The sequence below is a fragment of the Mycolicibacterium flavescens genome (genome assembly GCF_001722335.1).
Taxonomy (GTDB): Bacteria; Actinomycetota; Actinomycetes; order Mycobacteriales; family Mycobacteriaceae; genus Mycobacterium; species Mycobacterium flavescens.
Genome location: NZ_MIHA01000016.1, coordinates 13,632 through 30,868 on the forward strand (window position 1 = coordinate 13,632; position 17,237 = coordinate 30,868).

Consider the following 17,237-nt stretch of genomic DNA (forward strand, 5'->3'; position numbering starts at 1 on the left):
ACGCGAAGTGCCCCAATTGCGCGAGCTTTTGGGCACTTTGCGTCTGCTCGCGCGGGTTACTAGAGGTGCTTGGCGAGGAACCGCTCGACGGCGCGGTACATGTCGATGGAGTTGTCCGGGTTCAAGAATCCGTGTCCCTCGTCCTCTTTGACCATGTACTCGACCTCGACCCCGCGCTCGCGTAGTGCCGCGACGAGGTTGTCGGACTCGGCCTGCACAACGCGGGTGTCGTTCGCGCCCTGCACAACCAGCAACGGGGTGCGGATCCGGTCGACGTGGGTGATGGGGGAACGGGCCCGCATGTCGGCTTCCTGCGCCGGATCCGACGGGTCGCCGACGTAGAGGTGCCAGTTGTTGGCCAGGAACGGCCGGGCCACATTCGGCAGGGTGCGCATGAAGTTGGCCAGGCTCGAGATGCCCACGTAGTCGACAGCCGCAGCGAACACGTCCGGGGTGAATGTGACGCCCACCAGCGCGGCGTAACCCCCGTACGAGCCGCCGAAGATCGCGACCCGGTCCGGATCGGCGTAGTCCTCCTTGACCGCCCACTCGACGGCGTCGATCAGGTCGTCGTGCATCTTGCCCGCGAACTCACCGATGGCGGCCTTGGTGAACGCCTTCCCGTAACCGGTCGAACCGCGAAAGTTGATCTGCAGCACCGCATACCCGCGGTTGGCCAGCAGCTGCACATCGGGCTGGTAGTACCAGCAGTCCCTCGACCACGGGCCGCCATGGACCAGCAGGACCATCGGCAGCCCGACTGGTTCCACGCCCACCGGCAGGGTGAGATAGCCGTGCAGCGGCAGGTCGTCACGAGCCCTCAGGGCCACCGGTGTCATCGGCGCCAGCATGTCGGGGTCGAGCTGCGGGTAGGGCCGGAACAGCAGCCGGCTCTCACCGGTCGCGTGGTCGTAGAGATAGGTGACACCCGGGTCGCGGTCGTGCAGGAAGTCGACGATCCACCGCCTCCCGCTGCAGTCCGACGAGATGCCCGACAGGTCACCGTCGGAGAGCGCGCTGAGCTTCTCCAGCACCGCGGCGAAATCCGGGTCGAGAGCGTGAATCACCTGTCGCTCACCGTAATAACGGGCGCCGATCAGGTCGCCGGTCGTCGCGCTGAGGATCAGCGGTGACGGCAGCGTCAGCTGCGCTGCGAGGTCGAACTCCGGATGGCTGTCGACCTCGGTCTCCTCCCCGGTGGCCACATCCACGCGGACCAGCCGGGTGCGGTCACTGCCCCGGTTGGAGCCCAGCCACAACCCGCTGCCGTCGGGGGTCACCACGACCGGGAAGATCCCCAGCGGATAGTCGGTGCCGTCGTCGGTCACGATCGTGCGCAACGACGCGTTCGCGCTGTCCCACTGCGCGATGTCGATGTTGCCGTCGGCGGTCAGCGTGTTGGTGAACAGGCCGCCGTTCGGGTCGCTGATCCAGTGCACGACGTTGCCGGGGTTCTCGGCGACCATCGTGAGATCGCCGGTGGCGATGTCGAGTTCGTAGGCGTCGAACAGTTGAGGGTTGCGCTTGTTCATCTGAACGACGGCGGTGCCCGGCCGTCGCTCCGGCAGGTCGAACACTGTCCGCACGCCGGGGAACGGCGTGAGGTCCACGGCGTCACCGGACGGGTCGTCCGGGTCGACGCGGTAGAGGTGCCAGTTCTCGTCGCCGCCGTTGTCCTGCAGGTACAGCAGCCACCGGGAGTCCTGGCTCCACCGGTAGATATGGACGCTCCGGGTCCTGTCGGCCGTCACGCATCGTGGCTCGTCGTTGCCGTCGACGTCCTGCACCCAGACGTTGAGCCGGTCGTGCCACGGCGCCAGGAAGGCGATGCGGGTGCCGTCGGGCGAGATCGTCGCGGCGGCCCGGGCCGGCGGACGAAAGAACTCCTCGACGGTGATTTGGGGTGGCAGTGCCATCATTTCCCTTCGTGGGGTTGTGATTCAGTGCGGGACGGGCCCGCCGAGACGTCCGTTGGTGGCGTCCCTGATTGCGCGGTCGATGAGCGCGAGGGTCTGCTCCTGGGTGACTGCCTCGCCTTCGACGATGACCGCGCGGCTGACGTCCTCGTCGACGACGCGGAACGCGCCGGTGACCGCGGCCGCACACAGGCGGACGGTCAGGTCGTTCTCCTCGAGGTTCAGCCGATCTGCCACCACCGGGATGAAGCCGTGCTCCATCCGGTCGTGGACCATCAGGTAGGCGGTGCGCAGCGCCGGTTCCGACTCGGTCATGGTGGCGATGCGCATCGCGCTGATTTCGTCGGCGATCTCCTGCGGGTCCACCGGCTGCGAGAGCGTCTCCGCCGCAAGATGTTCGGCGAGTGACAGATCGTGCGGCCACCGGTGCAGGATCGCCACGAACCGGTCGGCCGACCGGGCCAGCAGCGGCTCTACACAGCTCTCCTTCGACCGGAAATAGCGCCAGACCGTCCGCGTGGAGACACCCGCCGCCGCGGCGATGTCGTCACCGCTGGTATCGGCGACCCCCCGTTCCCAGAACAGCCGGCAGGCGTGTCGCGACACCTCCAGACGCGCCAGGACCTGCTTCTCACCGCCCATCCCACCTCCTTTTGTCACTAAGTGACAGCCTGACTATGTCACTAAGTGACAGAACGGTCAAGCCGATGCAGGAATCGGCCGGCGCGTCCATTAGCCTGTCGAATTAACAGTCGTCAGGAGGTCTGTAATGGTCGATCCCCGGACCCCCGTGATCGTCGGCGTCGGGCAGTTCACCGAGCGTATCGACGATCCGGACTACCGCGGCATGTCGGCGGTGGAGCTGGCGACCGAGGGAGTGCGCGCCGCGCTCGCCGACACCGGCGTCGACGCCGCGAAGGTAGCCGAGGCCATCCAGACCGTCTATGCACTCCGTCAGTTCGAGATCTCCGGGCCGATGCCCGCGACGCTCGGCAAGTCCAACAACTACCCGCGCTCGGTGATGCGCCGCGTCGGCGGCGATCCGGCCCGGGTGGTGCTCGAACCCGTCGGCGGGCAGGGACCGCAGAAGCTGGTCACCGAGGCCGGCGCCGCGATCGCGGCCGGTGAGTTAGACGTCGCGATGATCATCGGCTCGGAACCGGGGTCGACGGCACGCTTTTGGCGCCATGCCGCCGAATCAGGACGGGACAAGCCCGACTTCACCGAGCACATCGAGGGCCAACTCGAAGACCGCGGTCACCAGATCCACCGGTACTTCACCGAGTACACCGCCAATCACGGGCTGACCGGCGCCGCCGTGCAGTACGGGCTGCTGGACAACGCCCGCCGCGCCCAGCTCGGGCTCAGCGTCGCCGATTACCGGCGTCAGATGGCCGAACTGTTCGCCCCGATGTCGAAAGTGGCTGCCAAGAACCCGTTCTCGTCGTCACCGGTGGAGCGGACAGTCTCCGACATCGTCACCGTCAGCGACGACAACCGGATGATCTGCGATCCGTACCCGCGGCTGCTGGTCGCCCGCGACCAGGTCAACCAGGGCGCCGCCGCGATCATGATGTCGGTGGAGTCGGCGCGCAGACTCGGTGTGCCCGAAGACAAGTGGGTGTACGTCCACGGGCACTCGGACCTGACCGAGCAGGGCCTGCTGGACCGGGTCGACCTCGGCGCCAGCCCGGCGGCGGTGCACGCCGCCCGGGAAGCGTTGCGGGTGGCCGGAATCAGCGTCGATGACGTCGCGACGTTCGATCTGTACAGCTGCTTCCCGTTCCCGGTGTTCGTGGTGTGCGAGGCGCTGGATCTGGCCGCCGACGACCCCCGCGGGCTGACCGTCACCGGCGGGTTGCCCTACTTCGGCGGGCCCGGCAACAGCTACTCGCTGCACGCGATCGCCGAGACCGTCACCCAATTACGGGACAAGCCAGGCGAGTTCGGCTTCGTCGGTGCCAACGGCGGCACCATGAGCAAGTACTCGGTCGGTATCTACTCGACGACGCCGGCGGACTGGCGGCCCGATTCCAGCGCCGAACTCGACGCGCAGATCGCGGCGTTGCAGACCGTGCCCGTCAACGAGTGGCCCGAGGGCCGCGGCACCGTCGAGACCTACTCCGTGCGCTACGACTGGCCCACCCGCACCGGGATCATCGTCGGCCGCGCCGACGCCGACGGGTCGCGGTTCATGGCGATCACCGAAGACCCCGACCTGCTGGCGCTGCTGACCGGTGGCGACCCGCTGGGCGCGGCGATCGACGTGCGTCGCGACGAGAAGGTCAACCGCGCGACACTGGCCTGATGAAGGCGTTATTCGGTGTCCTGCTGCTCGTGCTGGCGGCCGGGTGCGCACCACGCGACGACCCGTCGACGCTGGTGGTGTTCGCCGCGGCGTCGCTGTCGGAGGTGTTCACCGAGATCGGGCAGGATTTCGAACGCGACCACCCCGGTGTCACGGTGGAGTTCTCGTTCGCCGGATCCGCCGACCTCGTCACGCAGCTGACCCAGGGCGCCCGCGCCGACGTGTTCGCCTCCGCCGACGCCCGCAACATGGCGCGCGCCGCGCAGGCCGGGCTGCTGGCCGGGGATCCGGTCGACTTCGCGACCAACACCCTGACCATCGTCGTCGCACCCGGGAACCCGCACGGCATCAACGGGTTTGGTGACCTGGCCCGGCCCGGACTCGATGTGGTTACCTGCGCGTCGCAGGTGCCGTGCGGGGCGGCCACCGAGGAGGCCGAACGCGTGGCCGGGGTGCAACTGGCCCCGGTCAGCGAGGAGTCATCGGTCACCGACGTGCTGAACAAGGTCGCCGCCGGACAGGCCGACGCCGGCGTCGTCTACGTCACCGACGCCAAGGCGGCGGGTGATCGGGTCACCTCGGTGCCGGTACCCGAGATCGCCGACGTCGTCAACACCTATCCCATTGCGGCGCTGCAGGATTCACCGCGGCCTGACCTCGCACGCCAGTTCGTCGACGCCGTCGTCACCGGGCGGGAACTGCTCGACGAGGCCGGGTTCGGCAGGCCCTGATCAGACCAGCGCGGCCAGCTTGCCTGCAAGCCGCTCGACATAGGCGGCGACGTCGTCGGGGGACTTGTCCGGCAGCCCGAACAGCACCTCGGTGACGCCGAGATCGGCCCAGCGGGCCAGCTTCTCGGGATCGGGCTTGAAGTCGAGCGCGACGATCTGCGGTGCGCCGTCGCGGCCGGCGGACGCCCAGGTGTCCTGCAGCAGCTTGACCGGGGCGTCGATGTCGAAGTCGCGCGGCGTGGTGATCCAGCCGTCGGCCGAGCGGGCGATCCACTTGAAGTTCTTCTCGGTGCCTGCCGCGCCGACGAGCACCGGGATGTGCGACTGCACCGGTTTCGGCCACGCCCAACTCGGCCCGAAGTTGACGAACTCGCCCTCGTAGGACGCCTCCTCCTCGGTCCACAGCGCGCGCATGGCCTCGAGGTACTCGCGCAGCATCGTGCGGCGGCGACCGGGGGGAACGTTGTGGTCGGCCAGTTCGTCGGTGTTCCAGCCGAAGCCCACGCCGAGGCTTACCCGCCCGCCGGACAGATGGTCGAGCGTGGCGATCGACTTGGCCAGCGAGATGGGGTCGTGCTCGACCGGCAGCGCGACGGCCGTCGACAGGCGGACCCGCGAGGTCACCGCGGCCGCGGTGCCCAGGCTGACCCACGGATCCAGCGTGCGCATGTAGCGGTCATCCGGCAGCGACTCGTCACCGGTGGTGGGGTGCGCGGCCTGCCGCTTGATCGGGATGTGGGTGTGTTCGGGCACGTAGAACGTGGTGAAGCCGTGGTCGTCGGCGAGTTTGGCGGCGGCCGCCGGGGTGATGCCGCGGTCGCTGGTGAACAGTACGAGCCCGTAATCCATCCCAGAATTAGAACGTGTTTCAGTTCGGAGGGCAAGGCCCGTGCGATTCGATGCGGGCGGCCGGCAGCGCCGGCTGACGAGTTTGCGTCAGCGCGATCCATACCGGCGACGGCACCGCGCGCGAGCGCTGAGATGGCACACCATGACGACCGAACGCATCGCCGAGCAGGTCAAGTTCGCCTACTGGGTGCCCAACGTCAGCGGCGGGCTGGTGACCAGCGACATCGAACAGCGCACCGACTGGAACTACGACTACAACGCCAAGCTCGCCAGGACCGCGGAGAACAACGGCTTCGAGTACGCGCTCAGCCAGGTCCGCTACGAGGCCAGCTACGGCGCCGAGTACCAGCACGAATCCACCAGCTTCAGCCTCGCGCTGCTGCTGGCCACCGAGCGGTTGAAGGTGATCGCCGCCGTGCACCCCGGGCTGTGGCAACCCGCGGTGCTGGCCAAGCTGGGCGCGACGGCCGATCAGCTCAGCAACGGCCGGTTCGCGGTCAACGTCGTCTCCGGCTGGTTCAAAGACGAATTCACCCATCTCGGTGAGCCGTGGCTCGAGCACGACGAGCGCTACCGCCGCAGCGCGGAATTCCTGCAGGTACTGCGCAAGATCTGGACCGAGGACGACGTCGACTTCCGCGGCGACTTCTACCGCATTCACGACTTCACGCTCAAACCGAAGCCCGTCAACACCGCCGCGCGACCCAACCCGGAGATCTTCCAGGGCGGCAACTCCACCGCCGCGCGCCGCAACGGTGGCCTCTACGCCGACTGGTACTTCTCCAACGGCAAGGACTTCGACGGCGTCACCGAGCAGATCGTCGACGTCCGCGACCACGCCCGCACCGTCGACCGCGAGGTCCGCTTCGGGCTCAACGGCTTCATCATCGCGCGCGACACCGAGAAGGAGGCCCGCGATGTGCTGCGCGAGATCGTCGACAAGGCCAACCGCCCCGCGGTCGAAGGATTCCGCGCCGCCGTACAGCAGGCCGGCAACTCGACCGCCGACAAGCGCGGCATGTGGGCCGATTCCACGTTCGAGGACTTGGTGCAGTACAACGACGGGTTCCGCACCCAGTTGATCGGCACGCCCGAGCAGATCGCCGAACGCATTGCGGCGTACCGCAAACGCGGCGTCGACCTGATCCTGGGCGGCTTCCTGCACTTCCAGGAGGAGATCGAGTACTTCGGCGCCAAGGTGTTGCCGTTGGTCCGCGAAATCGAGGAGTCCGAGCGGGATTCGGTGGGCGAACCCGTGCTGGTCTCGGCATGACCCACCGTGCGCTAGCGTGGTTTCGAAGCCCGCCCGAGCACAGGAGAGGCCATGTCGTACCCCTCAGGACCGCCCGGTAATTCCGGATACCCGCCCGCACAGCAGCAGACCAATCCGTTCGCCGCCCAGACACAGCAGTTCGGTAAGCCCGAACCCGGGGTCGACGCGCCCAACAAGCTGCCGACCTATCTCGCGGCGGTGGTGGCAGTTCTCGGCATCGCCGTCTACCTGTCCAGCTTCGCGCCGCTGTTCACGATCTCGGCCTCCGACTTCCCGGGGCTGGGCAGCATCAGCGGAAGCTCCTTCGGCCTGGTGCTCGCGGTCGGGGCGGCGCTGCTGGCCGGGCTGCTCGCCGCGGCCAGCCTGCTGCCCCGCCAGACCGTGTCGACCGCGGTGTACGCGGTGCTCTCGGTCGTCGCGTTCCTGCTCGTGATCGCCGAGGTGATCAACAAGCCCGGCCAGGCGGCCATCGACTGGGGTCTCTACCTGATCATCGCGTTCTCGCTGTTCCAGGCGATCGTGGCGGTCGCGGTGCTGCTGTTCGAGTCCGGGATCATCAGCCCGCCGGCCCCGCGGCCCAAGTACGACCAGCCTTACGGCCAGCAGTACGGCGCGCCGGGCCCGTACTACGGCCAGCCGGGCCAGATCCAGGGCGGCTACGGCGGCCCGCAGCAGCAGCGGCCGGGCTATCCGTCGACCTACCCCGGTACGTATCCGGGTGGTCCGTCGACCGGCGGGCACCAAGCCCCACAGCAGCAGGGGCAACCAGGTCAGCAGGGCCAACAGGGCCAGCCGGGTCAGCAGGGGCAGGGCGGCCAGCAGACCGGGCCCCCGACCCCGCCGACCGGTTTCCCGACCTACGGTCAGCCGCCGTCGGGCTCTTCGCCGACGACGCAGCAGGCGCAGCCGTCGTCTTCCTCGCAGTCCGGCCAGTCCACCTCGTAGTCTGAGCTGCGCATGCGGCAACCGCGCATGCGTGAGCTTGTGCGAGGAGCGGCGCCACCTGTGAATCAACGGCCAGTCGGCACACGCCAGGCGCGTGAGCTGCTCAGGGTCGCGTTCGGGCCGTCGGTGGTGGCGCTGGTCGTGATCGCGGCGATCGTGCTGCTGCAGCTGCTGATCGCAAACAGCGACATGACCGGCGCGCTCGGCGCGATCGCCAGCATGTGGCTGGGTGTGCACCTGGTGCCGGTGTCGATCGGCGGCGCGGAGCTCGGGGTGATGCCGCTGCTGCCGATGCTCGCGATGGTGTGGGGCACCGCGCGCACGACGGCCGCGGCCACCGCACCCGTCGGCGCGGGCGTGTCCTGGTTCGTCACCCGCTGGGTGGTGGCCTCCGCGCTGGGTGGGCCGCTGCTGATCGCGGCGATCGCGCTGGCCGTCGTGCACGACGCCGCCTCGGTGCTCACCGAACTGCAGACCCCGCACGCGCTGCGCGCGTTCCTCAGCGTGCTGGCCGTGCACGGGATCGGCGCGGTGATCGGGGTGGGCTCGCGCGTCGGCAGGCGGCTGATGGCCGCCGCGGGGCTGCCCGGCTGGCTGCCCGACTCGATTCGGGCCGCCGCGGCCGGGCTGCTGGCGCTGGCGGGCCTGTCCGGTGTGGTGATGGCCGGTTCGATGATCGTGCACTGGTCGACGATGGACGAGCTGTACTCGATCACCGGGTCGCTGTTCGGGCAGCTCAGCCTGACCGTGCTGTCGGTGCTCTACATCCCGAACGTGATGGTCGGCACCGCCGCGGTCGCGGTCGGGTCCAGCGCGCACATCGGGCTGGCGACATTCAGTTCGTTCACCGTGCTCGGCGGCGACATCCCGGCGCTGCCGGTACTGGCGGCGGTGCCGACGCCGCCGCTCGGGCCGGTGTGGGTGGCGCTGCTGATCGTGGCCGCGGTCTCCGGGGTGGCGGTCGGTCAGCAGTGCTCGCGCCGGCCGCTGCCACTGCTGCCCGCGATGGCCAAGGTGCTCGTCGCCGCAGCGCTGGCCGCGGTCACCATGGCGGTGCTCGGGCACGCGGGCGGGGGTCGGCTGGGCAACTTCGGCGACGTCGGGGTGGACCAGACGACGTTCGGTCCCGCGGTGTTCCTGTGGTTCGCCGGGATCGGCGCGCTCACCGTGGCGATGGCCGGCGGCGTGACGCGTCGGCCCCGCAAACCGAAGCCTGCCCCTGACCCTGTGCCCGATCCCGACCCCGAGCCCGGCCCGGAACCCGATCTTGACGCCGAGCCTCCGGCGGAGCCGGAACCCGAGCCTGACCCTGCGCCCGAACCGGAGCTCGAAGCCGAGCTCGAAGCCGAGCCGAAAGCCGCCGCCGCGGCCGATCCGCACGTCGTCCACGACCCCGAGGAACACTTCATGGCGGACGACGACGGCCCCTCGGGCACCCATTAGGCTGCCAGGCGTGCAGCAACCCCTCCGCGTACCGCCGAAGGCGCCTGCACGGGTCGTTGTGCTGGCTTCCGGCACGGGGTCGCTGCTGCGCTCGCTGCTCGACGCGACCGCCGGTGACTATCCGGCGAAGATCGTGGCCGTCGGCGTCGACCGCGACTGCCCGGCCGTCGACATCGCCGCGGCCGCTTCGGTGCCGTCGTACACGGTGCGGCTGCGCGACTACCCGGACCGCGACGCCTGGGACGCGGCGATCACCGAGGCCACCGCCGCGCACCAGCCCGACCTCATCGTGTCGGCCGGGTTCATGAAAATACTTGGCCCGCACTTTCTTTCGAAGTTCATGGGCCGCATCATCAACACCCATCCGGCGTTGCTGCCCGCGTTCCCCGGTGCGCACGCGGTGCCCGACGCGCTGGCCTACGGCGTGAAGGTGACCGGATGCAGCGTTCATCTGGTCGACGCGGGCACCGACACCGGGCCGGTGCTGGCCCAGGAGGCGGTCCCGGTCCTCGAGGACGACGACGAGGCGACGCTGCACGAACGGATCAAGGTCGTCGAGCGGCGACTGCTGGTGGATGTACTGGCCGCGGTGGCAGTCCGCGGCGTGACCTGGACGGGACGAAAGGCGAGACTGGGATGAGCGACGGCAAGCGGCCGATTCGGCGGGCGTTGATCAGCGTCTACGACAAGACCGGCCTGGCCGACCTGGCGCGTGGGCTGCACGACGCCGGGGTCAGCATCGTCTCGACCGGGTCGACCGCGAAAACGATAGCCGCCGCGGGTGTTCCGGTGACCCCGGTGGAGGAGGTCACCGGTTTCCCCGAGGTACTCGACGGCCGGGTCAAGACCCTGCACCCGCGGGTGCATGCGGGTCTGCTCGCCGATCAACGTAAGCCCGAACATGTTTCGGCGCTGAGCGAGCTCGGCGTGGAGGCGTTCGAACTCGTCGTGGTCAACCTGTACCCGTTCACCGAGACCGTCGCCTCCGGCGCGAGTGAAGACGAATGCGTCGAGCAGATCGACATCGGCGGGCCCTCGATGGTGCGCGCCGCCGCCAAGAACCACCCCAGCGTCGCGGTCGTGGTCGACCCGATCGGCTACGACGGGGTGCTCGCTGCGGTGCGGGCCGGCGGGTTCACGCTCGATGAGCGAAAGAAGTTGGCGGCGTTGGCGTTCCGGCACACCGCCGAATACGACGTGGCGGTCGCGTCGTGGATGGGTGCGGTGCTGTCGCCCGAACAGGACGGTGACGCGTCACTGCCGCAGTGGGTCGGCGCGACCTGGCGGCGCGACACGGTGCTGCGTTACGGCGAGAACCCGCACCAGACCGCCGCGCTGTACCGCGACGACGCGGCGTGGCCCGGGCTGGCGCAGGCCGAGCAGCTGCACGGCAAGGAGATGTCCTACAACAACTACACCGACGCCGACGCCGCCTGGCGCGCCGCGTTCGACCACTCCGAGACCTGCGTGGCGATCATCAAACACGCCAACCCGTGCGGCATCGCGATCTCGTCGACCTCGGTGGCCGACGCGCACCGCAAGGCCCACGAGTGCGATCCGCTGTCGGCGTTCGGTGGGGTGATCGCGGCCAACACCACGGTCAGTGTCGAGATGGCCGAAACCGTCGCCGACATCTTCACCGAGGTGATCGTCGCGCCGGCGTACGAGCACGGCGCGGTCGAAGTGCTGGCCCGCAAGAAGAACATCCGGGTGCTGGTGGCCTCCGAACCACAGCCCGGCTCCACCGAGTTCCGTCAGGTCAGCGGCGGGCTGCTGGTGCAGCAGCGCGACGAGTTCACCGCGCCCGGCGACGATCCGGTCAACTGGACGTTGGCCACCGGTGAACCGGCCGACCCCGCCACGCTGTCGGACCTCAAGTTCGCCTGGCGGGTTTGCCGGGCGGTGAAGTCCAACGCGATCGTCGTGGCCGCCGACGGGGCCACCGTCGGGGTCGGGATGGGTCAGGTCAACCGCGTCGACGCCGCCCGGCTGGCCGTGCAGCGCGCCGGCGACCGGGTCCGCGGCGCGGTCGCGGCCTCCGATGCGTTCTTCCCGTTCCCCGACGGGCTCGAGGTGCTCATCGACGGCGGCGTGAAAGCCGTCGTGCACCCCGGCGGATCGGTGCGCGACGAGCAGGTGACCGAAGCCGCGGCAAAGGCCGGGATCACGCTGTACCTGACCGGAGCGCGCCACTTCGCGCACTAAACCGGGCGCGAACGGGCAGGATGAAGTCCGTTCCTGTCGCCCCGCCCCGGAGGGTCAGCACCGTGGCCGTGTTCATCAGCTACTCGAGCCGCGACGCGGACGTCGTCGGGCACCTGGCGGGCGCGCTGCGCCGCGGCCACCACGATCTGTGGATGGACGACGAACTCAGCGGCGGCGACGCCTGGTGGCGCGCGATCCTCGGCAAGATCCGCGACTGCGATGTGTTCCTGGCCGCGCTGTCGCAGAACATGCTGGCCTCCAAGGCCTGTCAGGCCGAGATGCGGTACGCGCTGGCGCTGGGCAAGCCGATCCTGCCGGTGCTGGTCGGCCCCGTCGACAGCATGCGCACCAACCCGCTGGCGGGTATGCAGGTGATCGACTTCCAGCAGCGCAGCATCGAGGCGTGGATGGAGCTCGACGAGGCGGTCCGCGCCAAACAGGCGTCCGCGCCCGCGCTGCCTGACCCGCTGCCGGCCGAGCCGCCGATGCCGTTCGCGTATCTGATGCGGCTCGGCGGGCAGATCAGCGGATCGGAGCTGACCCCCGCGCAGCAGACGGTGATCGTCGCCGAGCTCAAGGCCGCGCTCGAGGACGACGGCGACGACGCCGGCGCGCGCCGCGACATCTGCGCGCTGCTGCGGCAACTGCGCGACCGCCCGGACGTCACGTACCGGACCCGCACCGACGTCGACGCGCTGCTGGGCCAGTTGGAGCCGGTTCCGACGGCCGTGCCCGCGGAACCGGACACGCCGCGGCGCGGCCGTCTCGGGCTGATCCTGGCCGGGGTCGCGGTGGCCGTCGTGCTCGTCGTCGTGACGGTCCTGGTGGTGGTGAACAGCGGTTCCGAGCCGGCGCAGAACGCCCGCCCGGCAGCGCCGTCGGCCGCCGCGCAGCCCGGCGCACCCGCGCCGCAGGGGGCCGGTGAAACCGTCGCCGCCGGGGTGTCCGACGGCGGCGCCTGCACGGCCACCGACCAGCCGCTGTCGGTCATCCCGACCGACCCCGACGAGCCGGTGCTGAAGATCCCGCAGCCGCCGGGCTGGGAACGCAACACCTGGATGGAGTCCGACGGCATCTTCCGGTTCGCGCTGTACAACAACGCCATGATGAGCCCCGACGGGGTGGCGGCCAGCGCGTTGGTGTCCCTGGACGAGGAGCGGTCGCTGACCCCCGCGGACAGCCTGTTCATGCTCAAGCGCGGCGCGCTCTCGGCGATCGGGGCCACCGACGTCACCGCCGAGAAGCACACCGTGTGCGGACTACCCGCCGAGACGGTCCGCTACCAGACCGGCGCGATCGCCGGGCTGGCGCCGCATCCGGCGACGCTGCTGCTCGTCGTGCTGCAGACCACCGACCGCACCTACACCGCATCGCTGACGATTGAGGCCGCCGACGCTCGGAACCCGGCGTTCGAGGCCGATGCCTCCGCGATGCTGACGGGCTTCCAGATGCTCCCACCCGCGGGCCGTTGACTCTCTGCGCCTGAACGTGCGCCGTTTCGCGTGCGGGTAACCCACGTTCGCGCCACACGTCGTAGCTTGGAGTGGTGACTCAACCGCAAGATCTGCCGCGCACCGTCGGCGAACTGAAAGCTTCCGGCCACCGCGCGCGGGGCGTCAAGGACGAAATCCGGGAGAACCTGCTCGCCGCGCTGGCCGAAGGCCGCGACCCGTGGCCGGGCATCTTCGGCTTCGAGGACACCGTCATCCCACAACTGGAGCGCGCGCTGATCGCCGGCCACGACCTGGTGCTGCTCGGCGAGCGCGGACAGGGCAAGACGCGGCTGCTGCGCGCGCTGACCGGCCTGCTCGACGAGTGGACCCCGGTGATCGCCGGATCCGAACTGGGCGAGCACCCGTTCACCCCGATCACCCCCGAGTCGATCCGCCGCGCGGCCGACTCCGGCGACGACCTGCCGATCACCTGGCGCCACCGCAGCGAGCGGTACACCGAGAAACTCGCCACCCCCGACACCAGCGTCGCCGACCTGGTCGGCGACATCGACCCGATCAAAGTGGCCGAGGGCCGGAGCCTCGGCGACCCCGAGACCATCGCGTTCGGCCTGATCCCGCGCGCACACCGCGGCATCGTCGCGATCAACGAGCTGCCCGACCTCGCCGAGCGCATCCAGGTGTCGATGCTCAACGTGATGGAGGAGCGCGACATCCAGGTCCGCGGCTACACGCTGCGGCTGCCGCTCGACGTGCTGGTCGTGGCCAGCGCCAACCCCGAGGACTACACGAACCGCGGGCGGATCATCACCCCGCTCAAGGACCGGTTCGGCGCCGAGATCCGCACCCACTACCCGCTGGAGCTGGCCGCCGAGGTCGGCGTCATCCAGCAGGAGTCGCACCTGGCCGCCGAGGTGCCCGAGTACCTGCTGCACGTGCTGGCCCGCTTCGCCCGCTACCTGCGCGAGTCGCGGTCCATCGACCAGCGCTCCGGCGTCTCGGCCCGCTTCGCGATCGCGGCCGCCGAAACCGTCGCCGCGTCCGCACGGCACCGCTCGGCGATCCTCGGTGAACAGGAGGCCGTCGCCCGGGTGGTCGACCTGTCCACCGTGGTCGACGTGCTGCGCGGCAAGCTGGAGTTCGAGTCCGGCGAGGAGGGCCGCGAACAGGCCGTCCTCGAGCACCTGCTGCGCCGCGCCACCGCCGACACCGCGCAGCGGCTGCTCGGCGGGATCGACGTCGGGCCGCTGGTGGTGGCGATCGAGAACGGCTCGGCGGTCACCACCGGCGAACGGGTGTCGGCTCGCGACGTGCTGGCCGCGGTCCCCGAGGTGCCCGCGATCGCCGAGATCCAGAAGCGGCTGGAGGCCACCACCGACGGGCAGCGGGCCGCCGCGGTCGAGTTGGCGCTCGAAGCGCTGTATCTGGCGAAGCGGATCGACAAGGTCTCCGGTGAGGGCGAAACAACCTATGGCTAAACATGTCTCGCGGTACTCGCGATACACCGGCGGGCCCGACCCGCTGGCGCCGCCGATCGATCTGCGCGACGCGCTCGAGCAGATCGGTCAGGACGTGATGGAGGGCAGCTCGCCGAGGCGGGCGCTCGCCGAGCTGATGCGTCGCGGCACCAAGGACATGCGCGGCGCCGACAAGCTCGCCGCCGAGGCCAACCGTCGTCGTCGAGAACTGTTGCAGCGCAACAACCTCGACGGGACCCTGGCCGAGATCAAGAAGCTGCTCGACGAGGCGGTGCTGGCCGAGCGCAAGGAACTGGCCCGCGCGCTCGACGACGACGCGCGGTTCAACGAGATGCGCATCGAGTCGCTGCCCCCGTCGCCGGCCAAGGCGGTCCAGGAGCTCTCCGACTACGACTGGCGCTCACCGGAAGCCCGCGAGAAGTACGACCAGGTCAAGGATCTGCTCGGCCGCGAGATGCTGGATCAGCGGTTCGCCGGCATGAAGGAGGCGCTGGAGAACGCCACCGACGAGGACCGGCAACGCGTCAACGAGATGCTCGACGACCTCAACGACCTGCTGGACAAGCACGCCAAAGGTGAAGACACCCAGCAGGATTTCGACAACTTCATGGCCAAGCACGGCGAGTTCTTCCCGGAGAACCCGCGCAACGTCGACGAACTGCTCGACTCGCTGGCCCAGCGCGCTGCGGCCGCGCAGCGGTTCCGCAACAGCCTGAGCGCCGAGCAGCGCGCCGAACTGGATGCGTTGGCGCAGCAGGCATTCGGATCTCCGTCGCTGATGAATGCGCTCAACCGGCTCGACTCGCACCTGCAGGCAGCCCGGCCGGGCGAGGACTGGACCGGGTCGTCGAAGTTCTCCGGCGACAACCCGCTGGGCATGGGTGAGGGCGCGCAGGCGATGGCTGACATCGCCGAGCTCGAACAGCTCGCCGAGGCGCTGTCGCAGAGCTACGCGGGCGCGACGATGGAGGACGTCGACCTCGACATGCTGGCCCGCCAGCTCGGGGAGGAGGCCGCCGTCGATGCCCGCACGCTCTCGGAGCTCGAACGCGCGCTGATGGATCAGGGTTTCCTCGACCGCGGCTCCGACGGCCAGTGGCGGCTGTCGCCCAAGGCGATGCGCCAGCTCGGGCAGACGGCCTTGCGCGATGTGGCGCAGCGTCTTTCGGGTCGGCACGGGGAACGCGACACCCGCCGCGCCGGCGCGGCCGGTGAGCTGACCGGCGCGACCCGGCCGTGGGCGTTCGGCGACACCGAGCCGTGGAACGTGACGCGCACGTTGACGAACGCGGTGCTGAGGCGGGCCGGGAATCCGGAATCGAGCCTGGGCTCACCCATTCAGATCACGGTCGAGGACGTGGAGATCTCCGAGACCGAGACCCGCACCCAGGCCGCGGTGGCGCTGCTGGTCGACACCTCGTTCTCGATGGTGATGGAGAACCGGTGGCTGCCGATGAAGCGCACCGCGTTGGCGCTCAACCACCTCGTCAGCACCCGGTTCCGTTCCGATGCGCTGCAGATCATCGCGTTCGGCCGCTACGCGCGCACGGTGAGCGCGGCCGAGCTGACCGGTCTGGAAGGCGTGTACGAGCAGGGCACCAACCTGCACCACGCGCTGGCCCTGGCCGGGCGGCATCTGCGCAGGCACCCGAACGCCCAGCCGGTGGTGCTCGTCGTCACCGACGGGGAACCGACCGCGCATCTGGAGCACTACCCGAGTGACGAGGGCGGGCCTGCGGTCTTCTTCGACTACCCGCCGCACCCGCGCACCATCGCGCACACCGTCAAGGGCTTCGACGAGATGGTCGGCCTCGGCGCGCAGGTGACGATCTTTCGGCTGGGCAACGACCCGGGTCTGGCGCGGTTCATCGACCAGGTGGCGCGCCGGGTCGAGGGCCGCGTGGTGGTGCCCGATCTGGACGGGCTGGGCGCCGCCGTGGTCGGCGACTACCTGAGGTCCCGTCGCAGGCGCTAGGCCGCCTTGCGCTTCTTGCGCTTGACGCCGACGCTGCCCCACAGCGCGAAGCCGCGGATACACACGCACGGTGCGCCCGGTGAACCCTCGCCCGCCACCGACTGGTCGAAGGTGCCCATCACGCCGATGCCGCGCAGGTCCACGTTGACCTCCGGCGGCACCAGGATGGTCTGGCCGCCGAAGATCGAGTACGAGTGGATCTCCACCTCCGGTGAGGTGAAGTCGGCGTACCGCAAATCGACCACCCCGCCGCCGAACAGCGCGAAAGTGGTCATCCGCCGCGGCACGTTCCACCGGCCGCGGCGTTCGAAACCGCTCATGATCGCCAGCAGCATGGTCGACGGCGCCGGCCGGCACGGCCCGCCGGCCCGGCCGCGGGTCACCGCGCCGGGGAGATCGGCCGACAGCCGGTCCAGCTCGTCGTAGGTCTGCGCGGCATACGCCTTGGTCAGGCGGTCTTCGTATTCGGGTAGCTGCAGGCGGCCCTGGGCAGCGGCGTCAGTGAGCAGCTGCGCGACCTGTATCCGATCGGTGTCGCCAGCACGCATCGAACCGTTCCGCGACGCTGAAGTGCTCATCGTTTACGAGCCTACGACGAACCGTGGCACATGCAAGCTCGTTGTCCAAACTGTGCCCTCATCACTCACGGCGAAGAATGTAGAC

Annotated in this window: 14 protein-coding genes; 10 read left to right on the forward strand and 4 right to left on the reverse strand. The window is 69.6% G+C overall.

The window, feature by feature from the left end:
* Positions 1–59: 59 nt before the first annotated feature.
* Complete coding sequence (locus tag BHQ18_RS20100) at positions 60–1,916, reverse strand: S9 family peptidase (protein WP_069415502.1); 1,857 nt, start codon at positions 1,914–1,916, stop codon at positions 60–62.
* 24 nt (positions 1,917–1,940) lie between these two features.
* The gene (locus tag BHQ18_RS20105) at positions 1,941–2,558 is read right to left on the reverse strand and encodes a TetR/AcrR family transcriptional regulator (RefSeq protein WP_069415407.1); all 618 of its coding nucleotides are present in this window, start codon (positions 2,556–2,558) and stop codon (positions 1,941–1,943) included.
* A gap of 127 nt (positions 2,559–2,685) precedes the next feature.
* Between BHQ18_RS20105 and BHQ18_RS20110 the strand changes: the two genes are divergently transcribed.
* Positions 2,686–4,224, forward strand: coding sequence for an acetyl-CoA acetyltransferase (locus BHQ18_RS20110; protein ID WP_069415408.1), 1,539 nt, complete (start codon positions 2,686–2,688; stop codon positions 4,222–4,224).
* Positions 4,224–4,955, forward strand: coding sequence for a molybdate ABC transporter substrate-binding protein (gene modA, locus BHQ18_RS20115; RefSeq protein WP_069415409.1), 732 nt, complete (start codon positions 4,224–4,226; stop codon positions 4,953–4,955). Before BHQ18_RS20110 ends, modA begins: the two co-directional genes overlap by 1 nt.
* On the opposite strand, the gene BHQ18_RS20120 is transcribed toward modA, so the two are convergent.
* Positions 4,956–5,804, reverse strand: coding sequence for an LLM class F420-dependent oxidoreductase (locus BHQ18_RS20120; RefSeq protein WP_069415410.1), 849 nt, complete (start codon positions 5,802–5,804; stop codon positions 4,956–4,958). It abuts the gene before it with no gap.
* 142 nt (positions 5,805–5,946) lie between these two features.
* On the opposite strand from BHQ18_RS20120, the gene sfnG reads away from it, so the two are divergent.
* The 8 genes from sfnG to BHQ18_RS20160 all read left to right on the forward strand — a co-directional run bounded on the left by sfnG (position 5,947) and on the right by BHQ18_RS20160 (position 16,574).
* Positions 5,947–7,077 (forward strand): dimethylsulfone monooxygenase SfnG, encoded by a 1,131-nt coding sequence (gene sfnG, locus BHQ18_RS20125; RefSeq protein WP_069415411.1) that lies wholly within the window; start codon positions 5,947–5,949, stop codon positions 7,075–7,077.
* A 51-nt stretch (positions 7,078–7,128) separates the two neighbouring features.
* Positions 7,129–8,022, forward strand: coding sequence for a DUF5336 domain-containing protein (locus BHQ18_RS20130; protein ID WP_069415412.1), 894 nt, complete (start codon positions 7,129–7,131; stop codon positions 8,020–8,022).
* A gap of 60 nt (positions 8,023–8,082) precedes the next feature.
* Complete coding sequence (locus tag BHQ18_RS20135; protein WP_069415413.1) at positions 8,083–9,465, forward strand: cell division protein PerM; 1,383 nt, start codon at positions 8,083–8,085, stop codon at positions 9,463–9,465.
* A 10-nt stretch (positions 9,466–9,475) separates the two neighbouring features.
* A complete protein-coding gene (gene purN / locus BHQ18_RS20140; RefSeq protein WP_069415414.1) occupies positions 9,476–10,105 on the forward strand; it encodes a phosphoribosylglycinamide formyltransferase in 630 nt (209 codons plus the stop codon).
* Entirely contained in the window at positions 10,102–11,670 is a 1,569-nt protein-coding gene (gene purH, locus BHQ18_RS20145; protein WP_069415415.1) for a bifunctional phosphoribosylaminoimidazolecarboxamide formyltransferase/IMP cyclohydrolase, read from the forward strand. Before purN ends, purH begins: the two co-directional genes overlap by 4 nt.
* 62 nt (positions 11,671–11,732) lie before the next feature.
* Entirely contained in the window at positions 11,733–13,142 is a 1,410-nt protein-coding gene (locus tag BHQ18_RS20150; RefSeq protein WP_069415416.1) for a toll/interleukin-1 receptor domain-containing protein, read from the forward strand.
* A 74-nt stretch (positions 13,143–13,216) separates the two neighbouring features.
* The gene (locus tag BHQ18_RS20155) at positions 13,217–14,599 is read left to right on the forward strand and encodes a sigma 54-interacting transcriptional regulator (protein ID WP_069415503.1); all 1,383 of its coding nucleotides are present in this window, start codon (positions 13,217–13,219) and stop codon (positions 14,597–14,599) included.
* Entirely contained in the window at positions 14,592–16,574 is a 1,983-nt protein-coding gene (locus BHQ18_RS20160) for a vWA domain-containing protein (protein WP_069415417.1), read from the forward strand. Before BHQ18_RS20155 ends, BHQ18_RS20160 begins: the two co-directional genes overlap by 8 nt.
* Here BHQ18_RS20160 and BHQ18_RS20165 read toward each other — a convergent pair.
* Positions 16,571–17,152 carry a DUF1707 SHOCT-like domain-containing protein gene (locus tag BHQ18_RS20165; RefSeq protein WP_069415418.1) on the reverse strand — a complete coding sequence of 194 codons (582 nt, stop codon included), beginning with the start codon at positions 17,150–17,152 and terminating at the stop codon, positions 16,571–16,573. The two genes, BHQ18_RS20160 and BHQ18_RS20165, sit on opposite strands and share 4 nt — an antisense overlap.
* Between the last annotated feature and the right edge of the window lie 85 nt (positions 17,153–17,237).

Bases quoted from the DNA above. Each gene is read 5' to 3' on its own strand.
- BHQ18_RS20130 (WP_069415412.1), top strand. From the start codon at position 7,129: ATGTCGTACCCCTCAGGACCGCCCGGTAATTCCGGATACCCGCCCGCA.
- BHQ18_RS20120 (WP_069415410.1), bottom strand. From the start codon at position 5,804: ATGGATTACGGGCTCGTACTGTTCACCAGCGACCGCGGCATCACCCCG.
- BHQ18_RS20165 (WP_069415418.1), bottom strand. From the start codon at position 17,152: ATGAGCACTTCAGCGTCGCGGAACGGTTCGATGCGTGCTGGCGACACC.
- BHQ18_RS20110 (WP_069415408.1), top strand. From the start codon at position 2,686: ATGGTCGATCCCCGGACCCCCGTGATCGTCGGCGTCGGGCAGTTCACC.
- purH (WP_069415415.1), top strand. From the start codon at position 10,102: ATGAGCGACGGCAAGCGGCCGATTCGGCGGGCGTTGATCAGCGTCTAC.
- modA (WP_069415409.1), top strand. From the start codon at position 4,224: ATGAAGGCGTTATTCGGTGTCCTGCTGCTCGTGCTGGCGGCCGGGTGC.
- BHQ18_RS20100 (WP_069415502.1), bottom strand. From the start codon at position 1,916: ATGGCACTGCCACCCCAAATCACCGTCGAGGAGTTCTTTCGTCCGCCG.
- BHQ18_RS20105 (WP_069415407.1), bottom strand. From the start codon at position 2,558: ATGGGCGGTGAGAAGCAGGTCCTGGCGCGTCTGGAGGTGTCGCGACAC.
- sfnG (WP_069415411.1), top strand. From the start codon at position 5,947: ATGACGACCGAACGCATCGCCGAGCAGGTCAAGTTCGCCTACTGGGTG.
- BHQ18_RS20160 (WP_069415417.1), top strand. From the start codon at position 14,592: ATGGCTAAACATGTCTCGCGGTACTCGCGATACACCGGCGGGCCCGAC.